The sequence below is a fragment of the Christiangramia forsetii KT0803 genome, assembly GCF_000060345.1.
Lineage (GTDB): Bacteria > Bacteroidota > Bacteroidia > Flavobacteriales > Flavobacteriaceae > Christiangramia > Christiangramia forsetii.
This window is the reverse complement of sequence record NC_008571.1, coordinates 3,721,024-3,733,750: the sequence shown is the minus strand read 5'-3', so window position 1 is coordinate 3,733,750 and position 12,727 is coordinate 3,721,024. Positions and strand designations below refer to the sequence as shown.

The 12,727-nt window shown below is 38.0% G+C and carries 17 protein-coding genes; 4 read left to right on the top strand and 13 right to left on the bottom strand.

What is annotated here, in order from left to right; genetic code table 11:
- Positions 1-91 precede the first annotated feature (91 nt).
- From GFO_RS16850 to GFO_RS16840, 3 genes are all read left to right on the top strand, one after another.
- Entirely contained in the window at positions 92-574 is a 483-nt protein-coding gene (locus GFO_RS16850) for a YciE/YciF ferroxidase family protein (RefSeq protein ID WP_011711410.1), read from the top strand.
- A gap of 124 nt (positions 575-698) precedes the next feature.
- Complete coding sequence (locus GFO_RS16845; protein WP_011711409.1) at positions 699-899, top strand: hypothetical protein; 201 nt, start codon at positions 699-701, stop codon at positions 897-899.
- Positions 889-1,365: a regulatory protein RecX gene (locus tag GFO_RS16840; protein ID WP_011711408.1), complete on the top strand. Its 477-nt coding sequence runs from the start codon at positions 889-891 to the stop codon at positions 1,363-1,365. Before GFO_RS16845 ends, GFO_RS16840 begins: the two co-directional genes overlap by 11 nt.
- Here the strand turns inward: GFO_RS16840 and GFO_RS16835 are convergent.
- The 8 genes from GFO_RS16835 to GFO_RS16800 form a co-directional block, all read right to left on the bottom strand.
- Positions 1,355-2,236, bottom strand: coding sequence for a cupin-like domain-containing protein (locus GFO_RS16835; RefSeq protein WP_011711407.1), 882 nt, complete (start codon positions 2,234-2,236; stop codon positions 1,355-1,357). The genes GFO_RS16840 and GFO_RS16835 overlap by 11 nt on opposite strands.
- Positions 2,233-3,105, bottom strand: a complete 873-nt coding sequence (locus GFO_RS16830) for a cupin-like domain-containing protein (protein ID WP_011711406.1) — start codon at positions 3,103-3,105, stop codon at positions 2,233-2,235. The genes GFO_RS16835 and GFO_RS16830 overlap by 4 nt, the downstream gene beginning before the upstream one ends.
- A 15-nt stretch (positions 3,106-3,120) precedes the next feature.
- A complete protein-coding gene (gene bioB, locus GFO_RS16825; protein ID WP_011711405.1) occupies positions 3,121-4,212 on the bottom strand; it encodes a biotin synthase BioB in 1,092 nt (363 codons plus the stop codon).
- Between the two features lie 88 nt (positions 4,213-4,300).
- The gene (locus tag GFO_RS16820) at positions 4,301-5,455 is read right to left on the bottom strand and encodes a beta-ketoacyl synthase N-terminal-like domain-containing protein (RefSeq protein ID WP_011711404.1); all 1,155 of its coding nucleotides are present in this window, start codon (positions 5,453-5,455) and stop codon (positions 4,301-4,303) included.
- 57 nt (positions 5,456-5,512) lie between these two features.
- A complete protein-coding gene (locus GFO_RS16815) occupies positions 5,513-6,112 on the bottom strand; it encodes an SET domain-containing protein (RefSeq protein WP_011711403.1) in 600 nt (199 codons plus the stop codon).
- A 76-nt stretch (positions 6,113-6,188) separates the two neighbouring features.
- Positions 6,189-7,478, bottom strand: a complete 1,290-nt coding sequence (gene bioA, locus GFO_RS16810; protein ID WP_011711402.1) for an adenosylmethionine--8-amino-7-oxononanoate transaminase — start codon at positions 7,476-7,478, stop codon at positions 6,189-6,191.
- Complete coding sequence (bioD, locus tag GFO_RS16805) at positions 7,466-8,089, bottom strand: dethiobiotin synthase (RefSeq protein WP_011711401.1); 624 nt, start codon at positions 8,087-8,089, stop codon at positions 7,466-7,468. The genes bioA and bioD overlap by 13 nt, the downstream gene beginning before the upstream one ends.
- Positions 8,089-9,246: an aminotransferase class I/II-fold pyridoxal phosphate-dependent enzyme gene (locus GFO_RS16800; RefSeq protein WP_011711400.1), complete on the bottom strand. Its 1,158-nt coding sequence runs from the start codon at positions 9,244-9,246 to the stop codon at positions 8,089-8,091. The genes bioD and GFO_RS16800 overlap by 1 nt, the downstream gene beginning before the upstream one ends.
- Positions 9,247-9,280: 34 nt before the next feature.
- Here GFO_RS16800 and GFO_RS16795 point away from each other — a divergent pair, with 34 nt between their 5' ends.
- Positions 9,281-9,706 carry an MgtC/SapB family protein gene (locus tag GFO_RS16795; RefSeq protein WP_011711399.1) on the top strand — a complete coding sequence of 142 codons (426 nt, stop codon included), beginning with the start codon at positions 9,281-9,283 and terminating at the stop codon, positions 9,704-9,706.
- A 2-nt stretch (positions 9,707-9,708) separates the two neighbouring features.
- Here the strand turns inward: GFO_RS16795 and mnhG are convergent, their stop codons facing one another.
- Genes mnhG through GFO_RS16770 form a run of 5 tightly spaced genes read right to left on the bottom strand, consistent with a single transcriptional unit; the run spans position 9,709 to position 12,726 of the window.
- Positions 9,709-10,113 carry a monovalent cation/H(+) antiporter subunit G gene (gene mnhG / locus GFO_RS16790; RefSeq protein ID WP_011711398.1) on the bottom strand — a complete coding sequence of 135 codons (405 nt, stop codon included), beginning with the start codon at positions 10,111-10,113 and terminating at the stop codon, positions 9,709-9,711.
- Entirely contained in the window at positions 10,110-10,382 is a 273-nt protein-coding gene (locus GFO_RS16785) for a cation:proton antiporter (RefSeq protein ID WP_011711397.1), read from the bottom strand. Before GFO_RS16785 ends, mnhG begins: the two co-directional genes overlap by 4 nt.
- Positions 10,379-10,855, bottom strand: coding sequence for a Na+/H+ antiporter subunit E (locus GFO_RS16780; RefSeq protein ID WP_011711396.1), 477 nt, complete (start codon positions 10,853-10,855; stop codon positions 10,379-10,381). Before GFO_RS16780 ends, GFO_RS16785 begins: the two co-directional genes overlap by 4 nt.
- Before the next feature lie 6 nt (positions 10,856-10,861).
- On the bottom strand, positions 10,862-12,376 hold the full coding sequence (locus GFO_RS16775) for a proton-conducting transporter transmembrane domain-containing protein (protein ID WP_011711395.1): 1,515 nt from the start codon (positions 12,374-12,376) through the stop codon (positions 10,862-10,864).
- On the bottom strand, positions 12,373-12,726 hold the full coding sequence (locus GFO_RS16770; RefSeq protein WP_011711394.1) for a Na+/H+ antiporter subunit C: 354 nt from the start codon (positions 12,724-12,726) through the stop codon (positions 12,373-12,375). Before GFO_RS16770 ends, GFO_RS16775 begins: the two co-directional genes overlap by 4 nt.
- Position 12,727 lies beyond the last annotated feature (1 nt).

Here is a 12,727-nt window from a genome sequence, read left to right as displayed (position 1 = left end):
GCAAATACTCAACAAATCTTTAGTACTCATTTAACTTCAATACAGCATAATCAGAAGTAGTTTTATATAATTAACCATAAAATATAAAATCATGAAAGATTTAAAGGAGTTATTTGAACATCAATTAAAAGATCTTTACAGTGCAGAAAACCAGCTGATTAAGGCACTACCTAAAATGGTGAAAAATGCCCACGACAAAAAGCTAAAAGATGCTTTTGAAAGCCATTTGGAAGAAACAAAAGAACATAAAGAAAGATTAGGCGAAATCTGTAAAGAACTAGGCATAAAACCAACCGGAGAGACCTGTAAAGCAATGAAGGGGCTTATTGAAGAGGCTGAAGACTTTTTAAAAGAAGATGCCAGTGAAGAAGTAAGAGATGCCGGTCTTATTGCAGATGCGCAAAGAGTGGAACATTATGAAATTTCCGGCTATGGTACAGTAGTTCGCTATGCAAAAGAACTAGGTCATAAAGATATTGCTAAAAAACTTCAGAAAACCCTGGATGAAGAATATGATGCCGACAATAAACTGGACAAACTAGCCGAAAGTCGACTCAATAAAAAAGCCAAATAAAACCTTTTATTCTGTAAACTACTTAAGCCTTTCAACCGTTTGAAAGGCTTTTTTATATCCAAAAATCTACCGGGAATCTTGTATTATCATGTCTTAATACTCATCAATATTTTATATTTGGAATATGAGAAAATATTCCACTATAGTAAGTATTATTACCCTCATCTTTGGTTTTGCATTTTATGGAGAAAAGCTCACTATCAATATTTATGACACCTACTATATAATTGCTGCGGAAGTGGTTTGCTTTTCTATCTGGTTACTTTTCATGATTATATTTCAGCTTATCAATCTGAAGAAATTTCTATCTAAGAATGCAGCATAATCAAAAGTCTTATACCGTAGAAGAAGCGCTGCAAAAGCTAATGCACTATTGTGCATACCGCGACAGGTCTCAGAAGGAGGTAGAGGATAAACTGGATAATATGAAAATGATTCCGGAGGCTAAAGAGCAAATCATTATTTCCCTGATGCAGGAAGGATTTTTAAATGAAGAACGTTTTGCCAGAAGTTTTGTTCGCGGGAAATTCAGAATTAAAAAATGGGGAAGAGTAAAGATTATTCAGGAACTGAAAAAACGTGGAATTTCATCTCCCATCATCAAATTAGGGCTTTCAGAAATAAAAGAGTCTGATTACCGGCAAACACTTTATGAGTTAGCTGAAAAAAAATTAGAAAAAATAAAGGAGCCTAATGCATATAAAAAAAAGGGAAAACTAGCTGACCACCTTTTGCGAAAAGGCTACGAATCTACTTTAGTTTTTGATTGCATTAACGATCTTACAGACTAACATCGTTTCTTTTATGAGTGCGCTTAACAGCCTGCTCATTTTTGTAATCTATCCACTTCTGACCTCTTAACTTGCGCATATAATTATCAAAATGTCGCATAAAAATAAGATTATAAACAGCTTTTGAAAAATTAGTCAAATTACGGGAAGTTGCTCTAAGGCTCATAGAAAAGCCTGCAGTAAGATACGTCATATGATGCCAGTAACCTTCAGGCATATACAAAGTTTCCCCATGATTTAATTCTGTAATATAGCCTTCAGCTTTTTTTAATACCGGAAATTGATCAAAATCAGGATCATTAAAATTGATATCTTCCCTGGCGATCAAAGCATGTGGAACTTTATATAAATATTTACTTTGTGTAGGCGGAAATAAAATACATTGCTTTTTTCCGTGGAAATGAAAATGAAGAATATTGGCGTAATCTATATCATAATGCATAAATACCTTGGAATTCTCTCCACCAAAGAATAACATTGGCAACTGTTTTAGAAATCTTAAGCCTACATCAGGAAACTTAAAATCTTTCTGAAGGCTGGGCACTTCCTTCATTAAATGATAAAGAAAAATACGGTAGTTTGTAGGCCCTGCTTTTAAAAGATCTATATACTCGCTCATTTTCATTTTCGCATGAGCCTCATTGAATTTATATTTGGAAGAAATTGGCCTGTTATCATAAAGAGGAACGGTTTTATCCCCTGCTACTTCTTTAATATATTCAAGATTCCATTTCTCATAGGCAGGCCAGTCATCGATAAGCCTTTCGATAACTACCGGTTTTTGTGGCTGAACGTAATCCCGAATAAAATCTGCTTTAGAAATTCGCTTAACCCTGGGTATTTGCTGCAGTTTCATTTTTTCGTTCTTCATTCTTCAATACCTGCCTTTCTATGTGTTCTTTTTATTGCCAATCTATTTTTATAGTCTATCCAATTCTGACCTCTAAGTTTGCGCATTAAATTATCATAATTCCTAATGAACAAAAGATTATTTAAAACTTCGGCAATCTTTTTTGGAGATTTTGGAAGTGAACGTAAAGTTAATGATAAACAAGCTGTTTCGTATTTTATAAAATGCCACCAATGGCTGGGAATATATAAAGTATCTCCATGTTTTAGCCTGGTCTCAAAACCTTTTGCCTGCGCCAGGGCGGGATATTTGTCAAAATCTGGCTTATCCATATCTATTACCTCCATACTCACAATAGAATAAGGCACTTTATATAATAAACCCGTTTGATCTGGCGGATAAAGAATAACTTTCTTCTCTCCTACAAAATTAAAATGAAAGTTATTCGCAAGATCCATATCATAATGCATCACTACCTTGGAACCTTCACCCCCAACAAACAATACCGGAAGTTTTTTAAAGAATTTTACCCCCAAATCGGGATATTTAAAATCTTTGATTAACTCAGGGCAATTTTGAAGCAGGTTAAAAAAGAACATTCTTAGATCTGTAGGCCCTTTTTTTAGTATATCTATATATTCATTAAAAGGAACCTTCATCGCTGCGCCATGTGAACTCTGCCTGCCTTTGGCGGGTGTCCCATCATATAATGGAACTATTACCTCGCCAGCTTTCGCTTTAAAATACTCGAAATTCCACTTTTTCTTCGCGTCCCAATCCTCAGTAAGATCTTCGATAACTACCGGTTTCTTAGGAATAAAATATTCCCTCAGGAAATCTTCTTTGGAAAGATTCTTTCTTCTGGGAATATTTTCAAGATCAAGTTTCAAGTATCCTATTTATAACTATGCTTTAGTTTTGGCGTTTTGTTGAGCTTCCAGGTTTCGATCAATTTTATGTTCAGGACGTGACCATCTTGGTTTCTCTCCCTGAGACTGATATTTTGATTTTTCCGCAGCTACACTTTCAGGCTGAGATTTTTTCTCAAAGGCTTTTTGAGGATTTAACCCAAGCATTTTGAACATTTCCATATCCTCACTTACATCAGGATTAGGAGTAGTTAGTAGTTTATCTCCGGCAAAAATGGAGTTTGCTCCTGCGAAGAAACACATCGCCTGCCCTTCTCTACTCATCTGTGTTCTTCCTGCTGAAAGTCTCACCTGGGTTTCAGGCATTACAATTCTGGTAGTTGCGACCATTCTAATCATTTCCCAGATTGGAACCGGCTCCTGTTCTTCCATTGGAGTTCCTTCTACCGGCACCAAAGCATTGATCGGTACAGATTCCGGCTGAGGATTCAAAGTTGAAAGCGCTACCAGCATTCCTGCACGGTCGGCTTCACTTTCCCCCATTCCAATAATTCCGCCGCTACAAACAGTTACATTGGTTTTTCTAACATTTCCAATAGTATCCAGCCTATCCTGATAACCACGGGTAGAAATAACTTCTTTATAATATTCTTCAGAAGAATCCAGGTTATGGTTATATGCATATAACCCTGCTTCTGCCAGACGTTGCGCCTGGTTTTCAGTAAGCATTCCCAGCGTACAACAAACCTCCATATCCAGTTTATTGATACTCCTCACCATCTCCAGCACATTATCAAACTCCTCACCATCCTTTACGTTTCTCCAGGCTGCACCCATACAAACACGGGAACTTCCTGAAGCTTTCGCTCTTAATGCCTGAGCTTTCACCTGGTTTACGCTCATAAGATCATTTCCTTCCAGATCTGTATGATACCGGGCTGCCTGTGGGCAATACCCGCAATCTTCAGGACATCCTCCTGTTTTAATAGAAAGCAGGGTTGAAACCTGAACCGTATTTGGGTCGTGATGTTCACGGTGAATGGTAGCTGCATCATAAAGCAGCTCCATAAACGGTTTATTATATATTTCTAGAATTTCTTCTTTGGTCCAGTCGTGTTTTAGTGCCATGTAATTCGATTTGTATTCAAAAATAACGAAAACTAAGGTTTATTCAGGAAAGCTCCCTTAAGATTTATAAACGGAATAACGAACAATATCATTTTTTTCCGATAAGGAGAGATACTGCATTACCTCCAAATCCCACCGAATTTACCAATATGTTTTCAAGTTTATCTGGTTCTTGTTTAAATTCTGAAAAAGGAACCGGCAAAAATTGCTGATGCTGAAGCATTAAAATTGCCATTTGCAGGCTCAGTATTCCCGAGGCTGCAAAGCTATGTCCTGTTTTCCACTTATTACTTGTAATTGCAGGTAATTTATCCTGAAAAACAGATTTTACGGCATTTACTTCGGAAAGGTCTCCCCCAATTGTTCCGGGAGCATGCATCACCACAGCATCTATATCTTGTTTATCCAGGCCTTGCATGGCCATTTCCATAGATTTCTGAAGACACTTTCCATCTTTGCTCAAAGAAGCTCCATGCTTTAAAGTTTCATTGGCAAAGCCAATTCCTTTTATCACCGCTATTGGAGTTTCTTCATTTTCCAGACTCAACGCCACAACTCCTGCCCCTTCTCCCAGGATCATAGAATTTCTGGTTTTGTCCATATCCAGCGAACGGCATGGAAAATCAATATTTTCAGAAGCATAAATTTTCATCGCCTTCATCTGTGCCAGCGTAAAACCAGTAAGTGGGGCTTCGCTGCCTCCGGCCAGAAAGCTTTTCGCCATTCCGCTTTTAAGCCAGGCGATGGCATTTAAAATTGAATGCATCCCTGTAGAACAGGTGACACTGTGAGAAAATTCAGGACCTTCCAGTTCCAGATCCTGCGCTACCCAAGAAGAGATATTTCCCAGGGTAGTAGATGGTGAACTATAGATAGAAGATTTTCCCGTTTTGAGATATTCTGAATAATATTTTTCAAAAAGACCGGTAGCCCCTCTGCTGCTACCTATATTAATACCGGCGTCCTTATCTGAAATATTTAAATTTTTAAAAGCGGCTCTTCCCGCCAGAATAGCAAAAAGTACCGACTCATCCAGATGCCGGTATTTTGAATTTTCGCTTCTTAACGACGCGACTTCTTTCTGAATATTTTCAGGTAATTTTCCCATCCAGGAAGTGGCTCCTTCAATATCTTTTTTCTGAAAAAAATGATCTTCGGAAAGATAATTTTTCCAGATTTCTTCAGAAGTTTTTCCTAAGGTAGAAATCGTACCGATAGAGGCTATAGCAACCGGGTTTTTCAAAAGCTTGATTTTTCAGCAAAAATAAGGCTGAATTACCGACTGGCTAAATTTAGAAGCCTAAATTCTGCTTTTCTCAGGCTCAAAATAGAGATTTTTTGTAGATGGCATTTTCTTTTTACCATTCGCAATTTCATGAATATCATCTTTCACTTTTTCTGAAAGCAACTCAAATAGAGGCTGGTCCAGCGTCTCGATAACCGGAAACAAAGGCTCCAGTGTTTTATCCCATTGCTTATAATAGGTGAGAATATCGTCTGGAAATACGGTTTTACGCTCTGCATCCTCATCTTCGGGCATAAAAGCTTCTGAAAGGTTTAAGTACCCATAATCATCGGTGAGTTCTTCATCTATCTGAATGTCCCTAACCGCAATTTCAAAATTCTGAGCCGTAGAAAGGCAGTTGGAACTAAAGCTATGATTCATATATTTAGCGATATCCCAACAAAGAATATGCTCCCCTTTATTATTTCTAAAACTGTACTTTTCCAGGTGATCCCTGGTAATAGGTTTTAACCTGTCTGGTGTTTCAGGAGGAAAAACACTATCCAGTTCATCCTGTACCCAGGTAATTGTTCCTTTCGGGATTAAAGCCGTTGCCACAACTCCAAATCCTTTTTGATCACTGATCCATTTCAGCTTTGTATCGGGATGCATCATAATTTTCAGATTAACCTATCTAAATTAGACAAAAATTAAATCCGAAAATTAAAAATATTGACTGATACGCAATTATTTAGAAATTTGAGAGTACGTCTTCTATAACTGAGTATATCTTTTGAAGCTCTTCTTCTGAAATCACATAGGGCGGTACTATATAGATCGTATTTCCAAGCGGACGAAGAAATACGCCATTATCCATAAAGAATTTGAAAAGTTTATTTCGCAAACCTCCGTAACGCTCGGTTTCTACAGCCAGTTCAAACGCAAAAATCACTCCTTTACTTCTCACATTCTTAACCTTGGGATGATCCTTTAATTTCGCCGTAAAAGCCATATTTGACTCTGTAATTCGATTAATTCCGGTCTGAATTTCATCTGTTCTTAAAAGCTGAACTGCAGCCAAAGCCGCGGCACAGGCTAACGGATTGGCGGTATAGGTATGGCCATGAAATAACCCTTTCGCGATATCATTAGAATAGAAGGCGTTGTAAATCTTTTGGGAGCAGGAAGTAAGTCCCATAGGCAAAAGACCTGCGGTAAGAGCTTTGGACATACAAACTACATCTGGTTTTTCTTGCATATAATCTGAAGCAAAGTAGCTCCCGGTCTTACCAAATCCCGTCATCACTTCATCGGCCACCAATACAACCTCATTTTCACGACAGATTTTAAGTATTTCATTTAAGCCTTCGCCATCATGGAATTTCATGGCTGCCGCTCCCTGGATTAAAGGTTCATAAATAAACCCGGCGATATTATGATTTTTAAGAATATTATTTAAAATTGAAATGACCTCCTGGTTGTTTTCGCCGGTCGGCACAGGAATTCTCTCCACCCTGATAAAGTGATCCTCAAAAGCCCCATTATAAACCGACAACCCGGAAACGGACATTGCTCCAAAAGTATCCCCATGAAACCCCTCTTCAAAAGCCAGCATTACTTTTCGGTCATTTCCAAGATTATGATGGTACTGCAGCGCCATTTTGATACCAATTTCGGTAGCTGTGGAACCATTATCGTTAAAAAAAAGCTTTTGCTGACCTTCAGGCAGGATCTCGATCAAAGCTTCTGAAAGTGCAATGGCAGGCTCATGAGTAAATCCGCTAAAAACCACCTGATCCAGGTTCTGCATCTGCTCAGCTACCTTTTCTGTAATATATGGATTGCAGTGGCCATAAACCGCGGTGTACCAAGAGGAAATACCGTCTATATATTCATTTCCTTTCTCATCGGTGAGTGTACATCCTTTGGCTTTTTTAATCGGCAACATTTCCGGAGAGACTTTATGTTGCGTTAAGGGATGCCATAAATGCTTTTTATCTCTTTCGGTTAGATTTTCATGTTCTAAGCTTATATCTCGCATAATCTCTTTCTAAATTTTTCAGCATATTCTTTTACGACCATTTCATCAAAATAAGGCTCCTCTTCAATTCTTCCAACCACCTTTACTTTCCCAAGTTTTTTGATCGCAGCCTCGGTTGTTGGATGTTCATCACCACTAAATATAATCCCGATCTTATCAATTCCCCGGCTTTTCAAGGCTTCGATACTTAATAAAGTATGATTAATACTTCCCAAATAATGTCTAGAAACAAGAATAACCAAATCTTCTTTAGAAATGAGGTCTGCAATAACTTCTTTAGCATTAAGAGGAACCATCAGTCCGCCGGCACCTTCGATCACCAGGTCTTTTTCTGTTTCGGGTCTTTTAATATTTTTAATCTGAAGCTTAATTCCGTCAATTTCAGCAGCGGCATGCGGACTCATAGGCGTATTTAGTGCACATGCGTTTTTGAAGAAAACCGAATCCTTATTACTTACCAGTTTCTTGACTTTATGAGAATCGGAATTTTCAAGATCGCCTGCCTGGATAGGTTTCCAGTAATCGGCTTTTAGTGCTTCCGCAACTATTGCTGAAACAACAGTTTTTCCAACTTCGGTTCCAATCCCGGTAATAAAATAGCTTTTTGGCATTATTCTGAATTTGCCACAAAATTACTCAGGACTTTTAAGACCTCCGAAATTTCCTGCTTCGAATTATAGCTATGTATGCAAAATCTTAATCTTTCACTCTCTGCCGGAACTGTGGGAGAAAGAATTGGTTTTACGATAAATCCCTGTTTCTGCAGTTCCAAAGCTGCCCGTTTCACTTTGGTATTTCCCGAAATAACACAGGCCTGAATAGCCGAATCACTTTCGATAAAAATATACTGAAGATTATTTTGAAGTATTTCAGATTTAAAATGCTGAATATTTTTCTTAAGTTCATTTAAATGGCCCTGTTCCCTGTCTAAATTTCGGTAAGCAGCACTAATTGTAGCTACCGCATGCGGGGATAAAGCGGTGGTATAAATAAGGCTTCGGGAAAAGTTTACCAGATAATCCTTTAGATCACTACTCCCGAGAATCACCGCACCATGACATCCCATTGCTTTCCCAAAAGTATGAATTCTGGCAAAAATTCTACTTTCTAATTTCAGTTGCTGGACAAGGCCCTGACCCTTTTCTCCAAAAACACCGGTGGCATGAGCTTCATCTACAATAAGATTTGCATGATACTTTTCAGCTAATTCCACAAGGCCTATCATGTCTGGAGAATCCCCATCCATAGAAAAAACAGATTCAGTCACAATATAGATCTCTTTTTCCTCCTTGTTTGAAGTTAAACGCTCCAGTTTCTGTGCCAGATCTCCCAAATCATTATGCTGAAATTTGTAATTTCTGGCCAGGCTCATTTTAAGTCCGTCACGTATTGAAGCATGAGAGAATTCATCATATAAAATGATATCAGCTTTTTGGAGAACCGCCGAAAAAAAGCCAATATTAGCATCGTACCCCGAATTAAATATTAAGGCAGACTGGGAATTATGAAAACTGGCAAGCTGGTTTTCTACTTTTTTGAAAAGAGGATGATTTCCTGATAGAAGACGGGAACCGGTAGCTCCGTTTACAGTCCCGAATTCTTTTATTATTTTCAGGCTATTTCCTGTAATAGCTTCAGATCTTGAAAAACCCAGGTAATCATTCGAGAAAAAATCGACCCCACGTGGAAATGGTAATAATTTCCTAAAAGAATCCTCATCTTTTCTCTTCTGAAGTCTTTTCTCTAATTTTAATGGGAGCTTTTTCATGCTACTAAAATATAAAACAGTATTCTTTTAAATTATGGATATTATAGATTTCGCAATTAAAGCCGGAATTGCCGTTGTTGCCGGGTTGTTTATTGGATTAGAACGTGAATTCCGCGGAAAATATGCAGGACTGAAAACCCATGCGCTGGTCGCTCTTGGCGCTTGTATTTTTATTATGATGTCTCTTCAATTTGAAGGTGCAGAATATGCCGATATGACCAGGGTACTTAGCCAGGTAATTATAGGTATTGGCTTTATTGGTGCCGGGACCATCATGAAAAAAGGTAATGATGTGGAAGGTTTGACCACGGCAGCTACTATCTGGTGCAGTGCGGCTGTGGGTTGTCTTTCAGGGTTTGGATATTTTAAAGAACTTTTAGTAGCCACCGCTATAGTTATACTCGTCAACTTTGTATTTAGCCTTGTAGAATCAAAGATTATTAAAAAGAAGAAAAATTGAGCTTATTTATCTTTCATTTTTGAGTGATCTACATTGTCTTCAGGAGTATCATCAACCACACTTTTCAGAATATGGGTGTTCTTTTGATATTTCCCTCTAAGTTCATCCATCACAGATTTATCCCAGAGCTTTACCCCAATAAAATAAGATGCTCTTCCAATAAGATGCGCACTTACCGGGGCGGTTAGAAACAAGAATAGAATAATAACAAATGCCTGGGAAGTAACATCTGCATTACTAAAATAAACAGTGGTAGATAACAATACCAGTCCAACGCCTAATGTAGCTGCTTTCGTGGTAACCGAAATCCTCAAATAAGTATCTGGCATACGTACGATCCCAATTGCCGCCAGAAGAACGAACAGGGCTCCGAATGTTGCTATGGTTCCTATTATTATATCTATCATTTTCTTTTTCGTTTTTCAAGATAATAAGACAGGGCCACTGTACTCAAAAAGGCGATCAATGCCAAAATTAAAGCCGTATCCATCAAAGTAGACTGATTGTATATAATACTGTAAACTGCTATAATTCCTATTCCTGTAGTTATGAGAAGATCTAACGCAACAATCTTATCGGCAATGCTCGGGCCTTTGATGAACCTCCAAAGTATTAATACTGCGGAAACGACCAGCACTGGTAAAATTATAAAATGTAAATATTCAAATAATGTCATGACAATACCTCCAATATTCTACGTTCAAAACCATCCTTAATTCCTTTGATAAACTTATCCCTGTCTTTTACGTACATCGCATGTACAAAAAGTACTTTTTTATCATTAGATACATCCAGACTCAATGTTCCCGGTGTAAGAGAGATCATGTTAGCCAGCATAGTGATCCCCATATCAGATTTTATATCTAACGGAACCATAATAATTCCCGGGGTCATATTAAGTTTTGGTGTGATCACCTCGTAAGCTACTTCAATATTTGCCTTAATAAGCTCATATAAAAAGAACACAAGCAGTATAATGATTTTCGGAACAATAAGAAAATAAGTGCTTTTTTTACGCCCTACGGTAATTAACCAGAGAATATGAAAATTAAGAAAGAAGCCGAACAGATAATTTTCGAATGAAAAATCTCCTGTCAGGGCAACCCAGACAAAGGTCAATAATATGTTCGACAGAAATTTATTCTTCATTATTCCTTAGTTCTTCGAGTTTAAAACTGCATCAATATAACCCTCATTATTCACAAGTTCATCTGCAATTCTCGCTGATAGCAACTGAATGTGCTCCGCACCAAAACCAATATACAAAGATACAATACTCAGCATAGCTACAGGCACTATAAACTGAAGCCTTTTTGCAGTAGTCATTTTAGAGAAATATCCAAAATTACTTCTTAGCGGAAGCTTTTTACCATCTTTCCAGAATACTTCAGCCCATAATTTAGCGATGATCACAAGTGTTATAAAACTGGCAAAAATGATGGCTCCAACGGTTATATAAGAACCACCTGCGAACCCGGCCTTTATCAAATTAATCTTTGGCCAGAATCCTGATAATGGTGGAATTCCCACCAATGAGAATAAGGGGATAAATAGCAACAAACTGATCTTAGGCCATTTTGCGTAAATTCCGCCAAGATCTCGCATGCTGTTTGTACCCTTAATTCTATAGACCACACCACTTAGCATGAACAAATTTGTTTTTACTATAATATCATGTATTAAATAGAATATAGCCCCGGCTATGGCGACTTCTGTAAACATACCAATACCGGCGATCATATATCCAATATGGCAGATAATAAGGTATGAAAACACTTTTCTCATATTGTTTTGAACCAAAGCACCTACCCCTCCACTTATGAGCGTGAGAATAGCAATGATCATTATAATATCATGCAGAAAAGGATCATCAACAAAAATGAGGGTAAAAACACGAATTAATGCATAGACTCCCACTTTAGTTAGTAAACCACCAAAGATTGCTGAAACTGCAAACGGCGGTGTATGATACGATGCAGGCAGCCAGAAATAGAGAGGAAAAACACCTGCCTTGATTCCGAAGCCTATAAGAAAGAGCAATCCTGTGATTTGTACAAGCCCTCTATTCTCAACCTGTGCGATCTGACCTGCCAGATCTGCCATATTTAAACTTCCGGTGATTCCATATAGGACTGCGATAGCCGTTAAGAAAATCATCGAAGCTAGAATATTCAGCGTGAAATATTTTACAGCTCCTTCCAACTGTGCCTTTTCACCACCAATGGTTATGAGCACAAAAGAGCTAATAATCACAATTTCAAACCATACATACAGGTTAAAAATGTCTCCCGTTAAAAACGCCCCGTTTAAGCCAAGTAACAGAAAGTGAAATATGGGAAAATAACCAAATCGCAAACGGTCTTTCAGTACTGATCCCGCTGAAAATATAGAAACTGCAAGTCCTGAAATTGCCGTTAACAACACGAGGGTTGTAGAAAGCATATCGGCCACAAAAGTAATTCCAAATGGGGCTTCCCAATTTCCGGCTTGAATGGTTTGAGTACCATTATTCCAAATATAAGTGAATAACCAGATAGCCAGACCTACACTTAAAATACTTCCGAAAACACTAAAAACCTTCTGAAATCTAATTCTTGCCCACCCAAACATCAGGATGATACTGATGGCCATCTGAAGGAAAAGAGGATATAATATTAATTGTTCATTCATGAATCTTCGTCGGTTGCGTTCATCTCATCCAGATCATCAGTTCTAACCACGGTATGCGCTCTTTTAACGAGCACAATGGCGAAAGACTGAAGACCAAAACTTATAACGATTGCTGTAAGTATCAAAGCCTGTGGTACGGGATCTGCATAAGCCTCTGCAAAGACTTTCGCGTCTCCGGAAATTATTGGTGGCGCTCCTTTTGTGATTCTTCCTAAAAGAAAAATAAGCAGATTAGCTCCATTTCCAAGCAGGATGATTCCAATAATAAGTTTCACCATGCTACGGCGGAGCATCATATAAATGCCCGTCCCATATAAAATTCCTACCATTAATGCTAAAAGGATCTCCATA

Bases quoted from the DNA above. Each gene is read 5' to 3' on its own strand.
- bioB (WP_011711405.1), bottom strand. From the start codon at position 4,212: ATGGCACTAAAACACGACTGGACCAAAGAAGAAATTCTAGAAATATAT.
- bioD (WP_011711401.1), bottom strand. From the start codon at position 8,089: ATGCCAAAAAGCTATTTTATTACCGGGATTGGAACCGAAGTTGGAAAA.
- GFO_RS16775 (WP_011711395.1), bottom strand. From the start codon at position 12,376: ATGAATGAACAATTAATATTATATCCTCTTTTCCTTCAGATGGCCATC.
- GFO_RS16840 (WP_011711408.1), top strand. From the start codon at position 889: ATGCAGCATAATCAAAAGTCTTATACCGTAGAAGAAGCGCTGCAAAAG.
- GFO_RS16770 (WP_011711394.1), bottom strand. From the start codon at position 12,726: ATGGAGATCCTTTTAGCATTAATGGTAGGAATTTTATATGGGACGGGC.
- GFO_RS16835 (WP_011711407.1), bottom strand. From the start codon at position 2,236: ATGAAGAACGAAAAAATGAAACTGCAGCAAATACCCAGGGTTAAGCGA.
- GFO_RS16785 (WP_011711397.1), bottom strand. From the start codon at position 10,382: ATGACATTATTTGAATATTTACATTTTATAATTTTACCAGTGCTGGTC.
- GFO_RS16845 (WP_011711409.1), top strand. From the start codon at position 699: ATGAGAAAATATTCCACTATAGTAAGTATTATTACCCTCATCTTTGGT.
- GFO_RS16850 (WP_011711410.1), top strand. From the start codon at position 92: ATGAAAGATTTAAAGGAGTTATTTGAACATCAATTAAAAGATCTTTAC.
- bioA (WP_011711402.1), bottom strand. From the start codon at position 7,478: ATGCGAGATATAAGCTTAGAACATGAAAATCTAACCGAAAGAGATAAA.
- GFO_RS16795 (WP_011711399.1), top strand. From the start codon at position 9,281: ATGGATATTATAGATTTCGCAATTAAAGCCGGAATTGCCGTTGTTGCC.
- mnhG (WP_011711398.1), bottom strand. From the start codon at position 10,113: ATGATAGATATAATAATAGGAACCATAGCAACATTCGGAGCCCTGTTC.
- GFO_RS16800 (WP_011711400.1), bottom strand. From the start codon at position 9,246: ATGAAAAAGCTCCCATTAAAATTAGAGAAAAGACTTCAGAAGAGAAAA.
- GFO_RS16815 (WP_011711403.1), bottom strand. From the start codon at position 6,112: ATGATGCATCCCGATACAAAGCTGAAATGGATCAGTGATCAAAAAGGA.
- GFO_RS16780 (WP_011711396.1), bottom strand. From the start codon at position 10,855: ATGAAGAATAAATTTCTGTCGAACATATTATTGACCTTTGTCTGGGTT.